The sequence below is a fragment of the Haloterrigena sp. KLK7 genome, from assembly GCF_037914945.1.
In the GTDB taxonomy this organism is placed as follows: Archaea; Halobacteriota; Halobacteria; order Halobacteriales; family Natrialbaceae; genus Haloterrigena; species Haloterrigena salinisoli.
In genome coordinates this window covers 2,278,721-2,295,992 of the sequence record NZ_CP149787.1, presented here as the reverse complement: position 1 = coordinate 2,295,992, position 17,272 = coordinate 2,278,721, and the positions used below count along the sequence as shown (strand labels likewise).

Below are 17,272 nucleotides of genomic sequence, written 5' to 3'. Positions count from 1 at the left end.
GCAGAAACCGACGGCGATTCAGCCGTGGAGTTCGTCGCGAGCACTCATCAGTTCCTGAACCGATGCGTTGGGTTCGAATTCACCGGCAACCTGCCCCTCGAGCTGGTGGAGCGCGGGATCCGTAGAGCCCGACGGACCGAGTGCAACACCGACGACGACGCCGGCTGCGAACGCCCACGCAACCGACGCGTGAGCCGGGCCGAAGACGATTGCGGCGTCGTCAGCGTCGTCGGGAGCGGCAGCCGCCGCATCCTCTTCGACGCGCTCGGACGTCGGCGGGGCGACAATAATGCGGTACTCGCACTCGACGTCGGCACCGTCGGCGACGTGTTCGCGAACTTCGAACGCGGAGTGATCGAGCGAGCCGCCGTCGTACGGCGCCATCGCCGCACCGAACCGATTCGAGCCGACCGGGGCCGTAACGACCGTTCGGTCGTGATAGACGACGTCCGTGAGCGCCGGCGCGTCCGCGTCGACATCCGTTTCGATCGCCTCGGCGAGACGTGCCTGAACATCGCGTGCGAGAGCAGCGTCATCAGCTTCGACTGCGTGCTCGAAATCCGCGAGGAGGTCGGACCCGGTTTCGGCGCCCAGAACGGTGATCGTCCCTTCCAGGGGAGTCCCCGCAACGGTGTCCGGCTCAAGTTCGATCACGCGCGGCGCTCGCTGCCGTTGCTGGCGGTTCGCCTTCGCTCGCTCGATAGCAGCCTGCGTATCAGCGCCGGTTCGACCGGTATCTCGATTGATAACTGCCGTGAGTGCGGCTCGAGCGTCGTCAGCCAATCGTGTCGCAAGTTCTGGTGTTCGGTTTGACATCTGCGAAATGCTGTTTCTACTAACTATTAATAAATTATGGGTCTCGATCAAATCAAACACCCACGATGAAAAGACCAGATTTCCCGGCAGGTTATCTATCCGTCGTTGTCACTGAAAGGAATAGAGTAAGTCGAGTTCTCCATACGCGGACCGCTCGGGATTGAGACGAGTAATATTGATCCGAGTTCCGTCCCCGTGGCGTCGGAGACGCTACCGCACCGTTCCCGCTCGGGTCTGCTTCTCGACCGAAAAATCGAATGAGACCGTAACGGTCCCAGAATAGGGAAAACTGGCGTCTCTGACGGCGTTACGGGGCCGATCTCACATCATGCCGCCCATGCCGCCGCCCATGCCGCCCATGCCGCCGGCACCGCCGGGCGCGCCGCCCTCTTCGTCGCCGCCCTTATCGGTCGACAGGTCGCCGGCGGAGATGATGTCGTCGATTTTGAGGACCAGGTTCGCGGCCTCAGCGGCGGAGGTGACGGCCTGCTCCTTGGCGTGGGCCGGTTCGACGACGCCGGCCTCGAAGGTGTCCTCGACGTCGCCGGTGAAGACGTTCAGACCGGCCTCGATGTCGCCGTCGTCGTGGGCCGCGCGCAGGTCGACGAGCGTGTCGATGGAGTCGAGACCCGCGTTCTCGGCGAGCACGCGCGGGACGAGCTCGAGCGAGTCGGCGAAGGCCTCGACGGCCAGCTGTTCGCGGCCGGAGACGGAGTCGGCGTAGTCGCGCAGGCGCGAGGCGAGTTCGACCTCGATGGCGCCGCCGCCGGCGAGAACGCGGCCGTCGGAGACGGTCTGGGCGACGACGTCGAGCGCGTCGTTGACGCCGCGCTCGAGTTCGTCGACGACGTGGTCGGTCGAGCCGCGGAGCAGGAGGGTGACGCCGTGGGCGTCCTCGCCCTCGACGTAGAACAGTTCGTCTTCGTCGTCGCGGGTGACGTCGCCGAAGCCGAGGTCGTCCTCGGTCGCGCTCTCGAGGTCGGAGACGACCGACGCGCCGACGACCTCCGAGAGGAACTCGAGGTCGGACTTCTTGGCGCGGCGGACGGCGAGGATGCCCTCCTTGGCGAGGTAGTGCTGGGCGAGGTCGTCGATGCCCTTCTGGCAGAAGACGACGTCGGCGCCGAGGTCGGCGATCGTGTCGACCTTCTCGCGGAGCTGTTTCTCCTCGCGGTCGAGGAACTTCTGGAGCTGGTCGGGGTCGGTGACGGAGACCTCGGTGTCGACGTCGGTCTCTTCGACCTCGATGGCCTCGTTGAGCAGCAGGATGTCGGCGTCGGTGGCCTCGGTCGGCATGTTGTCGTGGACGGGGTCCTTGTCCACGATGCCGCCCTCGAGCAGGTCGGACTCGCCGGCGCTACGGCCGGTCTGGGTCTCGATGTTGAGGAACTCGAGGTCGACGACGTTGTTGCCCTCCTCGTCCTCGACGGTGACCTGCTTGACCGCGTCGATGATGAGCTGGGAGAGGTGCTCCTTGTTGACCTCGGTGCCCTTGCCGGTCATCGAGGTCTCGGCGACCGAGCGCAGCAGTTCCTCGTCCTCGGTGTCGACGTCCTGGGCGATGTCGTCGATCTCCTCGCGGGCCTGCTCGGAGGCCATGTGGAAGCCCTTGATGATCGCCGTCGGGTGGATCTCCTGCTCGAGGAGGTCCTCGGCGTTCTTGAGGAGTTCGCCGGCGATCGCGACGGCCGTCGTGGTGCCGTCGCCAGCCTCGTCCTCCTGGGTCTCGGCGACCTCGATGATCATCTCGGCCGTCGGGTTGTCGATGTCCATCTCCTGGAGGATGGTGACGCCGTCGTTGGTGATGGTGACCGAGCCCATCGAGTCGACGAGCATCTTGTCCATCCCCTTCGGACCGAGTGTGGAACGGACGGCCTCGGCGACCGCACGGGCCGCGCTGATGTTGTAATCCTGCGCGTCCTTGTCCTTGACGCGCTGGGAATCCTCGCTCATTACGATCATCGGCTGACCCTGCTGCATTCGCTGGCTCATAGTCAACTGAGTCATTGATTGTGATTCTATATAAATGCTACGCTATTCAGCGCTCGTGACGATCGCCTGGAAACGAATTGAGCGGTCCAAAACCGCAGTAGTGCGCGCTGTTCGGTGGATATTTGTGAGGGATGTTAGCATCCACGTAGGCGGCGTAGAAGGCGGGTGTCCCCGACATATTTAAGTAATTTCGATTTGCGCGACGGGGGTGGTCCGCCTCGAGCGGATCGGACGGCGTCGACGTATCGAGCGACGGGCGACACGCTGGCCGAATCGAAACCGAGCGAGTAGCACGGCGCCGGCGCGACTCGAGCCGACCGCGGCGAGGGGCAGGTATCGACGGTGACGAGAACCCGAGTCACCGACGAGGAAGACAACAAGATTAACCCGATGTCAATGGATCGGCCTGTATGCACCTCTCGAACGGGCAGGCCCTCGTCACGGGCGGCGCCGGATTCATCGGTTCGCATCTGACTGAGCGGCTGCTGGCCGACGGCACTGACGTCACGATCGTCGACGATCTATCGAACGGCGACGCCGACCGCGTTCCCGACGGCGCGACGTTCGTCGACGCGGACCTGACCGAACCCGGCGTCCTCGAGGGCCGCCTCGACGACGTCGATATCGTCTTCCACCTCGCGGCGTCGAAACACGTCGACACGGACCGCCCGCACGGCCAGTTCGACGACAACACGCGGATGACGCGGAACATCCTCGAGGCGATGGCCGACGCCGGCGTGACGGAGATCGCCTACACCTCCTCGTCGACGGTCTACGGTGAGGCCCCGCGGCCGACGCCCGAGGACTACGCCCCTCTCGAGCCGATCAGCGCCTACGGGGCGAGCAAGCTCGCGGACGAGGGATTACTCTCCGCGCGGGCCCACAGCCACGATCTCACCGTCTGGAACTTCCGCTTCGCGAACGTCGTCGGCCCGCGCCTGCGCGGAGCCGTCATTCCGGATTTCATCGAAAAGCTGCGGGACGATCCCGAGACGCTGACGATTCTGGGCGACGGCCGGCAGGAGAAGTCCTACCTCCACGTCGAGGACTGCCTCGACGCGATGCTCCACGTCGTCGAGCACGCCGACGACGCGATGAACACCTACAACCTCGGGACGCGAACCACGACCTCGGTCGATCGAATCGCTGCCATCGTCGCCGACGAGATGGGGCTCGAGCCCGGCTTCGAGTACACCGGCGGTGAACGCGGCTGGACCGGCGACGTGCCGAAGATGCGCCTCTCGATCGAGAAGCTCTCGGCGCTGGGCTGGGAGCCGACGCGCTCGAGCGACGAGGCCGTTCGGCGGTCGACTCGGGAGATCCTCGCTGAGCTGAACTGAACGCCGAGGCGATCGGCTCGTGTCAGCGGAATCGGACACGAGAGCCGTCATCGACCCCGTCGGAAGGATTTTTAGGTGGGCTTAAATATCTGGCCTCGAGAGTGGCGTCCATGAACGACGGCGCCGACGGAAAGGGATCAGACGGCGTCGACGACGGTCCGTCGCCGTCAACTGCCGGCGGGGCCGAGGATCGAGGGCCGTTCGGCGTCCTGACGCGACGACGGCTGACGATCGCCGGAACGATACTCGTCGCCGTCGGCTTCCTCGTCGCCCTGCGGGAGGTCGACGTCGAAACCGTCGCGAGCGAGGTGTCGACCGCCGATCCCGCGCTGCTGGTCGCCGCGGTCGTCGTCTACGCTCTCTCGTGGCCGCTCCGCGGGCGTCGGTACGCGGACGTCCTCGGTGCGATCGGTCACCGAAGCGGAACGGGGTTTCTCACGATGGCGGTCTTCGTCAGTCAGACGACCAATCTCGTGATTCCCGCGCGGGCAGGTGACGCGGTACGCGCGTACGCTGTCAATACTCATCGAGACGTTCCATACACCGCCGGCTTCGCGTCGCTGGCCGTCGAACGGGTGTTCGATCTGGCGACGATCGCCGCGCTCGCCGGACTGGCGACCGCGTGGCTCGCACTCGGCGGACGGGCCGGACCGCTCGAGATCGTCGCGGAAGCCGGTGGCGCGCGGACGGCCCTGCTGGCCGCGGCGACGGTGAGCGCGGCGACGATCGGAATCGGGTTCGTCGTCGTCACCTCGGCCCGCGCGGATCTCGGACTGGGCGACTGGCTCCGCCGGCGCGTCGGGGGCCGGTCGCGAATCGACGGCCTCCTCGAGAGCGCGCTCCGCTTCGCGGGGAACGTACAGGTCGTCGCCCGCCGGCCTCGAGCGTTGGCAACCATCGGCGGCGGGAGTCTGTTCGTGTGGTCGCTGGACGTGCTGACCGCGGTGCTCGTCCTCGCGGCGCTGGACAGCGGCCTCCAGACCGGAACGCTGCTGGCGGTGGGGACGCTGGCGGTCAGCGTGGGCAATCTCGCGAAGGTCCTCCCGCTCTCGCAGGGCGGCGTCGGCCTCTACGAGGCAGCCTTCACGGCGCTCGTCGTGGGACTGACACCCGTCGGTGCGGGGACGGCGCTGGCGGCCGCGATCGTCGACCACGCGCTGAAAAACGGCGTGACGCTGGTCGGCGGTGCCGGCGCGGTCGCGGCGCTGGGAATCTCGCTTTCGGACGCGGCGGCCGAGTCGGAATCGGCCGACGAAACCGGCAGTTTTTTAGGCGAGCCTAAAAGATAGCGTGGCAATGAGTCAGGACATCTGCGTCGTCGTACCGACGATACGGGAGTACGAGTGCATGCGCTCGTACTTCGAGAACGCGCGCGAACACGGGTTCGACCTCTCGCGGCTCCACGTCGTCCTCGTCACCGAGGACTTCTGCGAGACCGACGCGATGGAACGGATGCTCGAGGAGGAAGGCGTCTCGGGCGAGGTCTTCGACGGCAGTCGCCGCGAGGAGTGGTACGCCGACCACGATATCGCGCAGTACGGCCACGTCGTACCGGCGGCCAGTCACGCCGAGACGAGCTTCGGGCTGCTCTATATGTGGGCCCACGACGAGTTCGACTACGGCTTCTTTATCGACGACGATACGCTCCCCCACGACGAGGAGGACTTCTTCGGGACGCACATGCGGAACCTCGCCTTCGGCGGCGAGGTCGAGGCGGTTTCTTCCGACGAGCAGTGGGTCAACGTCCTCTACCAGAACGCCGACGAGCACGGCCTCTACCCCCGCGGCTATCCGTACTCTGCGATGGGCGAGACCGTCGAGACCGGCACGACCGAGGTCGAATCCGGACAGGTCGTCGCCTCGCAGGGCCTGTGGACCAACGTCCCCGATCTCGACGCCGTCCGCATTCTGATGGACGGCGACCTCGAGGGACAGGCCCAGACCCGCACGACGAGAGACGACTTCGGCGACGACTTCGTCGCCGCGCGGGGGAACTACCTCACCGTCTGCTCGATGAACCTCGCCTTCCGCCGCGAGGTGATCCCCGCGTTCTACCAGCTCCCGATGGACGACAACGAGTGGGACGTCGGCCGCTTCGACGACATCTGGTCGGGTGTCTTCCTCAAGCGCGCCTGCGACGTGCTCGGCAAGCGCATCTACAACGGTGCACCGCTCTGCGAGCACAACAAGGCCCCCCGCAGCACCTTCGACGACCTCAACAACGAGGTCCCGGGACTCGAGTTGAACGAACATCTGTGGAGAGTGATAGACGATGCGGGCGAAAACGCCGACTCCTACGCCGACGTCTTCGAAGCGATGGCCCGCGAACTCTCTCGCGGCGACTGGGACGAGTACAACAACGGCGCCTTCTTCAACTACGTCGGCGACCACATGCTCGACTGGCTCGAGTGTCTCGACCGGCTCGAGACCCGCGATCGATCGACGGCCGTTGCCGAGAATCGACGCATATAAGTATATTTAGGCTAGCCTAAACCACATGACGGGGAATAACGATTTCACGGGCCGACGGGCGTTTCTCGCCGGTTCGGCTGCGCTCGGTGTAGGTAGCATGGCCGGCTGTCTCGGTCTGATCGGGAGCGAGGAGGACCAGGCGAATCCCTTCGGTCAGTTCGGTTCCGGTCGCGAGGGTCGCCCCGAACCGGGCGGCACGTCCGTCGAGGACCTGCCCGACCTCGAGGGCGAACTCTCGATCTACTCCGGTCGGAACGAGTTCCTCGTCGGTCCGATCGTCGAGGGCCTCCAGGACTACTACAGCGACCTGACGCTGGACGTTCGCTACGAGAGCTCCTCGAACCTCGTCAACGCGATCAACGAGGAGGGGCCGGCGACCCGACCCGACATCTTCTACACGGTCGACGCCACCGGACTCAGCTCGCTCGCGAGCGACGGACTGACTCACGGCCTCTCGAGCGACGTGCTCGACATGGTCGGCTCGGATTTCCGGACCGACGACTGGGTCGGTATCTCCGGCCGCGCGCGGACCGTTCCGTACAACACCGACGCCTACTCGGAGGACGAATTGCCCGACAGCATCGACGCCTACACCGACTTCGACGGCGACCTCGGCTGGGCGCCGGGCTACGGCTCCTGTCAGTCCTTCGTCGCCGCGATGGTCGAACTCGAGGGCGAAGACGCCACCCGCGAGTGGCTCGAGGGAATCGTCGACGCGGGGATCCGCAGCTACTCCAACGAACACCTGGTCTGTGAGGCCATCAATAACGGCGAGATCGACGCCGGCTTCACGAACCACTACTACATCCAGCGGATCATCGACGGCGACAGCGATCCGTCGATCAGTTCGACGTTCACTGCGGGCGACGCGGGCGCCGTCTTCAACGTCGCCGGCGCGGCCGTCCTCGACTCCGCCGACGACGCGGAACTGGCCGAGAACTTCGTCCGTCACCTGCTCTCGGCCGAGGCCCAGGAGTTCTTCGCCGTCGATACGTTCGAGTATCCGATGATCGACGGCGTCGAACCGTTCGGCGGCCTGCCGTCGCTCGACGAACTGAACGTTCCGGATATCGATCTGTCGGAACTCTCGAACATCGAGGAGACCGTCGATCTGATGCGCAGCGTCGACGGCATCTCCTGGTAAGCGACCTCGTTTTTCCGTGCCCTCCGCACTGCTCCGCCGTCTCCGGTCGTCGATCCGAACCGATCGCGTTCCGTTCTCCCGACGCGAGCAGTGGTACGCGCTGGCCGTCGCCCTGCTGGCCGGCGTCGCCGTCTGGATCCTCGCCACGCAGCTGTTTCCCTACCACTCGAGCAACGACGACGAGGCGGTCTACCTCCTGCAGGCCGCGATGTTGCTCGAGGGCCAACTCGAGCTCCACGCCGGCGAGCTCGCCGGTGCGTTCCGGCCGTGGTTCTTCATCGAAGACGGCGGACGACTCTATCCGAAGTACTCGCCGGTTCCGTCGGCGATGTACGCCGTCTCGATGGCGCTGTTCGGGGAACCCCGGGTCACGCTCGCGGCCGTCGCGGCCGGCAACGCCGCGCTCGTCTACGTCCTCGGCTCGATAGCCGTCGATCGACGGGTCGGCGTCGTCGCCGCAGCAGTCTTCGCTGCCTCGCCGATGACCCTGCTCACGACGTCGGTGTTCCTCCCGTACGCGCCGACGACGGTGCTGAACCTCGCCTTCGCGGTCTGCTATCTCCGCGGGGTCCGGTCCGGCCGACTGCGGGACGCCGGCGCGGCCGGGACGGCGATCGGTCTCGCCTTCTTCGCCCGGCCGTACACCGCCGTCCTGTTCGCCGCGCCGTTCATCTGCCACGCGCTGTGGACGGTCGTCCGCCCGCTCCGGCGGGGCGACTGGGATCCCAGGGAACGGTTCCGGCCGCTACCGAACGCGATCCGGCGAAACGCGGTCACCGCGGCGATCGGCCTCGCGTTCGTCGGCGTCGCGCTCGCGTACAACGCCCGGCTGACCGGGTCGGCGCTGGTCTTCCCCTATCAGGCGTTCGCGCCGCTGGACGGGCCGGGTTTCGGCCGGCGGCGGCTTCTGGACCACTCGATCGAGTACACCCCGGCGCTGGCCCTCGAGGCCAACGCCTACGTCCTCGAGTACTTCTGGACTCGCTGGTTCGCGGCCGGTCCGCTCGGATCGCTCGCCGCGCTGGCGGGGCTCGGGGCGGCGGTTCGCGGGTGGATCCGCCGCGACACCGAGACGGAGTCGCCGCCTCGAGCCGCGGGCGTCGAGAAACGCGACGGGAGCGATACGTCGTCGACCGGCCGCGAGAGCCGGATCGACCCGATTGCGGGAATCCTGCTGATCGGCGTGTTGCTCAGCGTTTCGCTCGGCAACGTTCCGTTCTGGGGGAACTTCAACGTCCTCGGAACGATGGCGGATCCCACGGACGGGTTCGTCTCGGAGTTCGGACCGCTCTACCACTTCGATCTCCTCGCGCCGTTCTCGATCTTCGCCGCGTTCGGCTTCGTAACCGGCTGGCGACGGCTTCGCGCCAGCGCGACGGCGGGCCGACTCGAGGCCGCGACGTCGCGGGACGCCGCCCGGGCCGTCGCGCTGGCGGCGCTGGCCGCGAGCGTGCTCGTCGTCGGCGCCGCCAACGCCGCGCTCGTCTCGACGCCGGTCGAACGCCACGCCCCCCACACCGACCGGTTCGAGGCGGCCTACGAACCCTTCGAGGAGCGGGAGTTCGAGAACGACCTCGTCTTCCTGCCGACGCCGTACGGACAGTGGCAGGGCCACCCCTTCCAGTCGCTGCGAAACGATCCCGGCCTCGACGGCGAGGTGGTCTACGCCCTCGAGGGCTCGGCCGAGCGGGACTTCGCCGTCCTCGACGCCTATCCCGATCGGGACTACTACCGCTACACCTACCGCGGCGAGTGGACGGCCGAGCCCTCCGATCCGATCGTTCCGGCGATCCAGCCCCTGACGGTGCGGGACGGAGCGTCGTTCGCGGGCGAGACCGTCGTCGGCGTCGCGGAGGGCGTCGAACGGGTAGTCGTTCGCCTCGAGACCGACGACGCGGCTACGCAGTACGAGATCGACGGCTCCGAGGACGAACTCGCGGTCGACTGGTCGCTCGAGGCCACCGGCGAGAGCGACGGCGTCGCCCGGCTGTCCGACGCGACGACCGGGCGGAGCAACGAGACGGGCAACGGGACGACTGCGAACGAGGGAACGGACGCCGACACGGCCAACGGAACGACCGCGGACACGGCCGATGGCACGCTCGCCATCGACGGCGCCGAGGACGTGTCTCTCTCGATCACGCTGATCCAGCCGCAGGGCGCGACGTACACCTACACGCAGACCCAGTCCGTCCGGGTGACCGACGGACGCGTCGAGGTCGTCTGGCCGCCCGAGCGAACGGGCTGTCTGCTCGCACCGAACTGCGGTACCGAGGGGACGTACCTCCCCGACCGACCGGAACTCTACAGCGAGTGGGAGCACTTCGAGACGGAACTCACGGCTCGCGGCGCCGATTCCGACGGAGACTGACCGTCGGTCCGTCGAGCGGCGGCTCGCGGCGGTATTTCAAGCACTATCGTTAGGGGCCGACTGCCCGCCAAGAACCCTATGACCGAACAGCGGTGCGGACACGTCACGAGCAGCAGCGGGGTCGACGACGCCGGCGCGGTCTGTTGCTGGCGACCCACCTGGGACGATACCGATCGGTGTCGCTGGCACACCGAGACGGTCGTTCCGGCGGAGGAATACGAACGAAATCCGCCGAAACCGGGCGAACGACTCGACGGCGCGAATCTCGAGGGCGCGATGTTGCGCGAGACGTCGTTCCTCGCGGGGCGGTCGCTCGTCGCCGCGGACTTCACGGACGCGGTCCTCGACGGCGCCGATCTCTCGGGGACGGACCTCCGCCGGGCCACGTTTCGAGACGTCGACGCCCACGGCGCGTCGTTCCGGAACGCGAACCTCCACGACGCGGTGTTCGTCTTCGTCGACCTCCGCGGCGCGGACTTTCGGGGCGCGAGGCTGTATCGCGCGGGCCTGACCGACGTCCGACTCAATCTCGAGACGGCGTTCGACGAGCGGGCGGTGTACGAGGACGAACTCGCGGACGCGTCGAACGAAGATACCACGGCATCCGCCGACTCCGCACAGTGGGTCTACCGGGAACTGCAGCGACTCTACGACGAGAACGCCTTCCCGGAGCGGGTGCACACGTACTACCTGCGCGAGATGAACTTTCGCCGGACGCGGGCCTGGCAGGTCGGCGACTACCTGCAGGCCGTCAAGCTCGCCGGCTCCCGCTGGGTCATGCAGTACGGGACGAGTCCGTGGCGCGTCGTCGCGACCTCGCTGCTCCTGATCGCCGTCTGCGCCGGGTTGTATCCGTTGACGGGCGGGATCCGCGAGGTCGGGACCGACACCGCGATCACCTACGCGATCGACGATCCGACGGAGACGCCGGGGCCCGTCCTCGTACGGACGTTACTCAAAAGTCTCTACTTCAGCGTCGTCACGTTCGCCACGCTCGGGTACGGCGACATCCAACCGGTCGGCGGGTGGGCCCGCGCGCTCGCCAGCGTCGAGACCCTGCTCGGATCGCTGCTGATGGCGCTGCTGGTGTTCGTCCTCACGCAGAGCGTCCACTACTAGGACGGATCGGTCCGCCCGACTCGCCGCCTACTGCGTCGGTTCGTGTGGCAGTTCCCGAAGTCGCTCCTCGAGACAGACCTTGACGATCGATTTCGCGATCTCGGCACCGCCCTTCAGCGGGTCGAGTTTGGTCTCGCCGGCGCGCTCGCGGTACTCGATGGGGTGTTCGCGGACGTCGTAGCCCCGCATCAACGGACGGATCAGGAGTTCGGCCGAGAGGCCGGTGTTCTCGGTCCACTCGATGGACTCGACGACCTCGCGGCGATAGGCGCGCATCCCGGTGGTCGTATCGTGAACGCGAGTCCCCAGCAGGACGCTCGCGATGGCCGCGAAGGCGTGGTTGCCGAAGCGGTTGAACGCCGGCATCGCGTCGGCGCCGTGGTAGAGGCGGTCGCCGCTGACGACGTCGTACCCCTCGTTGATCGACTCGAGGAACTCGGGGAGTTGCTCCATCGGGTAGGTGTCGTCGCAGTCGGTCGTGACGACGATCGGACGATCCGGCTCGAGGACGGCCGCGCGGACGGCGACGCCGTACCCCTGTGGCTGCTGTTCGATCACCGTCGCGCCGCGCTCGCGGGCGATCTCGGGGGTCCGATCCGAGGAGCCGTCGATACAGACGACCTCCGCCTTCCCGTCGGTCACGTCCTCGATGTCCGAGAGCACTTTGCCAATGGCCTCCTCCTCGTTGTAGGTCCCCATGACGACGCTGAGATCCTCGAACGTGTACTCGTCGGCGTCGCCGTCGACCGCCGCGCTCGAGTCGCCGCTCTCGCTGGTGGATAGCTCCGCGTCGATACCGTCGTCCGCGTCGTCTCCGGAGGGACTGTCAGCGCTACTCATTGAGTGTACTCTCGCCCCGGCGTACTTATTCTTTTAGGTTCGCCTAAAAGTAAGGGCGGTGTCACAGCGCCGCGTGAACGTCGTCGGCGGCCTTCAGCGCCAGCGCCGCGATCGTCAGCGTCGGGTTCATCGCGCCTCCGGTCGGGAAGACGCTGCTCGAGGCGATCCAGCAGTTCTCGAGGTCGTGGGTCCGCAGGTCGGGACCGACGACGCTCTCGGCGGGGTCGTCACCCATACGAGTCGTTCCCATGTGGTGGAAGGCCGGCCCGGTGTTCTCGGGGCCGACCTGCCAGGTGATCTCGGCCCCGAGTTCCGCGAGGATCTCGCGCTGAATCTCGTTGGCCCGCTCTATGGTCCGCCGCGCCCGGTCGCCGATCGTCCAGTGGACGTCCGGGACGGGGTTGCCGCGGTCGTCCGTGCGGTCGGGATCGAGTCCGATGTAGCTGTCCTCGCGCGGGAGTTGCTCGACGAGCGCGCCCACCCCGACGTGGTTGCCGTACTCCGTCCGGAGGCGCTCGAGCAGGTCGTCGCCCCAGTCGTCGCCCTCGAGGGCCATCGCCGGCGGCGCCATCTCGAGCGCCGCGGGGCCGCCGTAGTTCAGGAACTCGAGTTTGAACGGGGCGATCTCCTCGTCTGCGTCGTCGTAGAACTGGTGGGACTCGCTGGTGAGGAAGCCGACGTGGTTCTGTCGGGTCCGTTCGTCGAGGATCCCGCCCGTTCCCGCGAACAGATGCTCCATGAAGAATTTGCCGACGACCCCGCTCGAGTTCGCGAGGCCGTCGGGGTAGTGGCTCGAGTCGGAGAGCAACAGCAGGCGAGGCGTCTCGACGCCACCGCAGGCGATCACGAAGGCGTCGGCCGTCTGGCGGTGTTCCGCGCCGTCGGGCGTCGCGTAGACGGCGGCGTCGATCGCGTCGGGGCCGTGCTCGAGGCGCTGGACCGGCGCGCGGTCGATCACCGCCGCCCCCTTCTCCTCGGCGCGCTCGACGTGGACCGTCGCGTCGTACTTCGCGCCGGCGGGACAGACCGGTTCGCAGGTGCCGTAGCCGACGCAGGCGCTCCGGCCGTCGTAGCCCTCCGAGTTGCGAGCGTTGGGCACCGAGTGCATCGCGATCTCGAGTTCCTCGCAGGCCTCGGCGAACAGGCTGTCGCTGTACGAGGGCGGAAACGGCGGCATCGGATGGGGCTCCTCTCGGGGCGGCGCGAACGGGTTGTCGTCGGCCCCGGCGACGCCGAGTTCGCGCTCCGCGGCGGCGTAGTAGGGCCGCAGGTCCTCGTAGTCGATCGGCCAGTCGGACCCCACGCCGCGGACGCTGGCGGAGTCGAAGTCGTCCTCGTGGAGGCGCATCACCATCCCCTGCCAGTGCAGCGTCGAGCCGCCGACCCCCTTGGCACGGGTGAAGTTCAGCGGATAGAAGCGGTCGCTACTGCTCGAGTACGCGTCCCGCTCGGGATCGCTGTCCCAGACGGCCGGCCGGTCGTAGGCGGGCCGGATCGCCCGTTCCTGTCGGGCGAGGCGGTCCGCGGGATCGAACCGCGGCCCGGCCTCGAGGACGACGACCTCGCGGCCGGCGTCGGCGAGGCGATCCGCGACGATCCCGCCGGCGGGCCCCGCGCCGATCACGCAGACGTCGGCGCCGTCGACGGGAGCGCGATCGGTCTCTGTCTCGACGGGCGCCGCCGATTCGGCCCCCGGCCGGTCCCAACTCACGGCGTCGCCTCCCCGACCGAGTCGGCCGACTGTCGGACCGTCGCCCTCATGATCGCGGCCCCCGCTGGTACGTCTCGGTTCCCCCCGCGTGGCCCTGTGGATTCTCGAGGCCGACCAGTTCGCCGCCCGCTGGCGAGGCGTACAGCGCGAGCAGCAGTTCGTTGACGACGTAGTAGCGCACGCGTTGGGCGGTCGTTCCGTCGGGATCCTCGTCGGCCGTCGCCGCGCCGGTCCCGTGAAGGACCTGATCGCGGGTCTCGAGCGACAGCGCCGGGAACCGATCCCCGTACCACGACTCCGCGAGAGCGTCCAGTTCCGCGACCGTTTCGTCCAGCCCGACGGCGTGTTCTCGACCCTCGAGTCGCCCGTCGAGAAACGCCTCGACGAACGCCTCGGTCCCGGAGACCTCGCTGGGATAGACGACGTCCGCGGCCGCGACCAGCACCTCGCGGATCCGTTCGGCGTCGACGTCGGCCGACGGATCGGACCCGGACGGGGCCGCACAGCCCGACAGCATTCCGCTCCCGACGCCGAGTGCGGCCAGCGCGGCGACCGCGTCGCGTCGTGTCAGCTCCATGGACGAGGATTAGGCAAACCTAATCCTTATACTCGTTGGAACGAGAGCGTCAGGTAACGAGTTCCGGTAGCGACCGTCACGCAGCCGACGTTCCCGCTCTGCGGATGATTTCGACCCTGGTATGTCGCTGCAGTGTCGCCGTCGAGATACCGGACGATCACTCGACACAACTATGAAGGCTCTCTTCCCGCGACAGCGCGACGCGACCGACGGACCGTCGCTGGGGCTGGCGCTGGTGTCCGGCGCCATCGCCGCCAGCATGGTGTTTCCCCTGACGTGGCTCCTCTACGAGGCGACGACCGTCGATCCCGGCCGAGCGTGGGACCTGATCGCCCGCTCGGAGACCCTCGAGGTCATCGGGAACAGCCTCCTGTTGATGATCGCGGTGACGACCCTTTCGGTCCTGATCGGCGTCCCGCTGGCCTGGCTGACGGTCCAGACCGATCTCCCCTTTCGCCGATTTTGGTCGATCATCGTCGCCCTGCCGCTGGTCGTCCCCAGTTACATCGGCGCCTTCGCGTTCGTCTCCGCGTTCGGCCCCTACGGCGAGTTCCAGGCGCTCCTCGAGCCGATCGGGATCGAGCGACTGCCGGAGATCTACGGGCTCAGCGGCGCGACGCTCGTCATCACCCTCTACACGTATCCCTACGTCTACCTGACGACCCGGGCCGCGCTGCTGTCGTTCGACGCGACGCTGCTCGACGCCGCTCGCACGCTCAACCACAGCACGTGGGCGGCGTTTCGCCGCGTGACGCTCCCGCAGGTTCGTCCCGGAATCGTCGCCGGCGCGTTGCTCGCGGCGCTGTACGCGATCTCCGACTTCGGCACCCCCGCGATCATGCAGCTACCGGTGTTTACCCGCCAGATCTACGTCGAGTACAACGCCTTCAACCGGAACTACGCGGCGCTGCTCTGTCTGCAGTTGCTCGCGGTCGTCCTCGTCGTCCTCGCCCTCGAGTGGTGGGTCCGTCCCGGCGACAACGTGCAGAGCAGCGGCGACGGTTCGAGCGGTCCCGTCGTCGAACTCGGCCGCTGGCGCTGGCCGGCGATGGCGCTCCCCGCGACGGTGACCGGCGTCGCGCTGCTGGTTCCGCTGTGGATCCTCGGCCTCTGGCTCGTGACCGCGGATCCGAACGCGCGGCCGTCGCTCGGCTTCGAACTCGAGTACGCCCTCAACTCGATTACGGTCGCCGCCGCGGCGGCGCTCGTCGCCGTCCTCGTGGCGTTGCCGGTCGCCTACTTCGCGGCCAGACACGACAGCTCGCTCTCGGTGATCTTCGAACGCGCGACCTACGTCGGCTTCGCCGTCCCGGGCGTCGCCCTCGGCCTCGCGCTCGTGTTCTTCGTGACGGGATACGAGAACGTCCGGTACGGGAGCGACCTCGCTACGACCTATCTGCCGGGGCTCTACCAGACCGTTCCGCTGCTCGTCTTCGCCTACGTCGTTCGATTCATGCCCCAGGCGGTCGGTTCGATCCGCTCGACGACGCTGCAGGTCGACCCGACGCTGGTCGAGGCCGCCCACACGCTGGGCGAGACGCCGCTGCGAACCTTCCGGAAGATCACCCTGCCGCTGATCGCCCCGGGGCTGACCGCCGGTGCCGCCCTCGTCTTTCTGACCACGATGAAGGAACTCCCGGCGACACTGATGCTTCGCCCCCACGACTTCGATACGCTCGTCACGATCATCTGGCGCGCCCAGGAAGCGGCCTACTACCAGTACGCCGCGATCCCCGCGTTGATCCTGCTGGTCGTCTCCGGGCTCTCGATCCTCGTGATGCTCTCGCAGGGCGGACGCGAGGGGCTGTAGTCAGCGTCGGGGCCCGTTCGGACTGTTCAACCGGTCTCGAGGGGCTCGACCAGCGACGGCTCGTCCACCGACGGATCGTTGACCGCCCGCGAGACCGGATACGCGCGCATCTCGTCGGCCGGATGGGGCTCGAGGAGGTCGCTCGGGTCGTCGGCCGTCAGCCACTCCCGTTCGGTCCCGGGCTCGAGAATCACCGCCATCCGATGGTGCAGGTCCGCGACGAGGTCGTTGGGCTCGGTCGTCACGATGGTGAACGTCTCGAGCGGGCCGTCGGAACCGTCAGCGGCCGCCTCGTCGACGCCGCCACCGAAGGCCTCGAGACCGGTCTGCGTCGTCGCCTCGTCGGACTCCCAGCGCTCCCACAGCCCCGCCAGCGCGAACACGCGGTCGTCCTCGAACGTAACTCTGTAGGGCTGTTTCCCCGACTCGGTCTCGACCCACTCGTAGAACCCGTCCGCCGGGACCAGACATCGCCGCCGCTCGTACGCCTCGCGGAACGTCGGCTTCTCGCCGACCGTCTCCGCCCGCGCGTTGATGATCCCGCCGCTGTCGTCCTCGGCCCACGACGGCACCAACCCCCACTCGAGTCGCCGGATCGTCCCCGGCTCGTCGTTCGTGATCACTGGCAAGCGCTGGCCCGGCGCCATGTTGTACCGCGGTTCGAACCCGCTGGGTCCGTCCGCGAACCGCGCGTCGAACCGCTCCTCGAGGGTTTCCCGCTCGACCAACAGCGTGTAGCGACCGCACATACCTCGAGCGTCGGACCGTCGGGATAAATCGTTGTTCGTCGCCACTCGAGAGTGTCACTCCCAGATACCGGACTCGAGACGAGATTACCCGCCGTCGCTCGAGGCTCGAGCCGACCGCTCGAGGCGGACCGCGCGACGAGTCACGTCCCGCTCGCGGAGCGGTATGGGTTCCATACCGCCGCCGAATCGGCCGGTAAGGGCCTCGTTACGATATCCGATCCCGAGGCAGGTCACGACGGGGTCACGATGACGGATCGATACGAAATGGTGGTGTGTCAAAGCGGCAACCTCGAACTCCGCGATCCGGACGACCCCGACTGCTGGATTACGA

At 67.4% G+C, this 17,272-nt stretch carries 13 protein-coding genes; 7 read left to right on the top strand and 6 right to left on the bottom strand.

The features are described 5' to 3' along the window. Positions 1-18 precede the first annotated feature (18 nt). Positions 19-867: a hypothetical protein gene (locus WD430_RS11290; protein WP_339102553.1), complete on the bottom strand. Its 849-nt coding sequence runs from the start codon at positions 865-867 to the stop codon at positions 19-21. Positions 868-1,137: 270 nt separating this feature from the next. Then, positions 1,138-2,808, bottom strand: coding sequence for a thermosome subunit beta (gene thsB, locus WD430_RS11285; RefSeq protein WP_339102552.1), 1,671 nt, complete (start codon positions 2,806-2,808; stop codon positions 1,138-1,140). A 410-nt stretch (positions 2,809-3,218) separates the two neighbouring features. On the opposite strand from thsB, the gene WD430_RS11280 reads away from it, so the two are divergent. From WD430_RS11280 to WD430_RS11255, 6 genes are all read left to right on the top strand, one after another. After that, positions 3,219-4,148: an NAD-dependent epimerase/dehydratase family protein gene (locus tag WD430_RS11280; RefSeq protein ID WP_339102551.1), complete on the top strand. Its 930-nt coding sequence runs from the start codon at positions 3,219-3,221 to the stop codon at positions 4,146-4,148. A 110-nt stretch (positions 4,149-4,258) separates the two neighbouring features. Next, positions 4,259-5,437, top strand: a complete 1,179-nt coding sequence (locus WD430_RS11275) for a lysylphosphatidylglycerol synthase transmembrane domain-containing protein (protein ID WP_339102550.1) — start codon at positions 4,259-4,261, stop codon at positions 5,435-5,437. A 7-nt stretch (positions 5,438-5,444) separates the two neighbouring features. Further along, on the top strand, positions 5,445-6,620 hold the full coding sequence (locus WD430_RS11270) for an alpha-1 4-glucan-protein synthase (RefSeq protein ID WP_339102549.1): 1,176 nt from the start codon (positions 5,445-5,447) through the stop codon (positions 6,618-6,620). A 25-nt stretch (positions 6,621-6,645) separates the two neighbouring features. Continuing rightward, positions 6,646-7,764, top strand: a complete 1,119-nt coding sequence (locus WD430_RS11265) for an extracellular solute-binding protein (RefSeq protein WP_339102548.1) — start codon at positions 6,646-6,648, stop codon at positions 7,762-7,764. 16 nt (positions 7,765-7,780) lie between these two features. Then, on the top strand, positions 7,781-10,135 hold the full coding sequence (locus WD430_RS11260) for a glycosyltransferase family 39 protein (protein WP_339102547.1): 2,355 nt from the start codon (positions 7,781-7,783) through the stop codon (positions 10,133-10,135). A 78-nt stretch (positions 10,136-10,213) separates the two neighbouring features. After that, complete coding sequence (locus tag WD430_RS11255) at positions 10,214-11,254, top strand: pentapeptide repeat-containing protein (RefSeq protein WP_339102546.1); 1,041 nt, start codon at positions 10,214-10,216, stop codon at positions 11,252-11,254. A gap of 27 nt (positions 11,255-11,281) precedes the next feature. On the opposite strand, the gene WD430_RS11250 is transcribed toward WD430_RS11255, so the two are convergent. The 3 genes from WD430_RS11250 to WD430_RS11240 all read right to left on the bottom strand — a co-directional run bounded on the left by WD430_RS11250 (position 11,282) and on the right by WD430_RS11240 (position 14,382). Then, positions 11,282-11,953, bottom strand: a complete 672-nt coding sequence (locus tag WD430_RS11250) for a dolichyl-phosphate hexose transferase (protein WP_339105812.1) — start codon at positions 11,951-11,953, stop codon at positions 11,282-11,284. 202 nt (positions 11,954-12,155) lie between these two features. Beyond that, a complete protein-coding gene (locus tag WD430_RS11245; protein ID WP_339102545.1) occupies positions 12,156-13,805 on the bottom strand; it encodes a GMC family oxidoreductase in 1,650 nt (549 codons plus the stop codon). 46 nt (positions 13,806-13,851) lie between these two features. Continuing rightward, complete coding sequence (locus WD430_RS11240; RefSeq protein ID WP_339102544.1) at positions 13,852-14,382, bottom strand: gluconate 2-dehydrogenase subunit 3 family protein; 531 nt, start codon at positions 14,380-14,382, stop codon at positions 13,852-13,854. A gap of 172 nt (positions 14,383-14,554) precedes the next feature. Between WD430_RS11240 and WD430_RS11235 the strand changes: the two genes are divergently transcribed. Beyond that, entirely contained in the window at positions 14,555-16,192 is a 1,638-nt protein-coding gene (locus tag WD430_RS11235; protein ID WP_339102543.1) for an iron ABC transporter permease, read from the top strand. 26 nt (positions 16,193-16,218) lie between these two features. Here WD430_RS11235 and WD430_RS11230 read toward each other — a convergent pair whose 3' ends face one another. Then, positions 16,219-16,941: an SOS response-associated peptidase gene (locus WD430_RS11230; protein ID WP_339102542.1), complete on the bottom strand. Its 723-nt coding sequence runs from the start codon at positions 16,939-16,941 to the stop codon at positions 16,219-16,221. Positions 16,942-17,272: the final 331 nt, after the last annotated feature.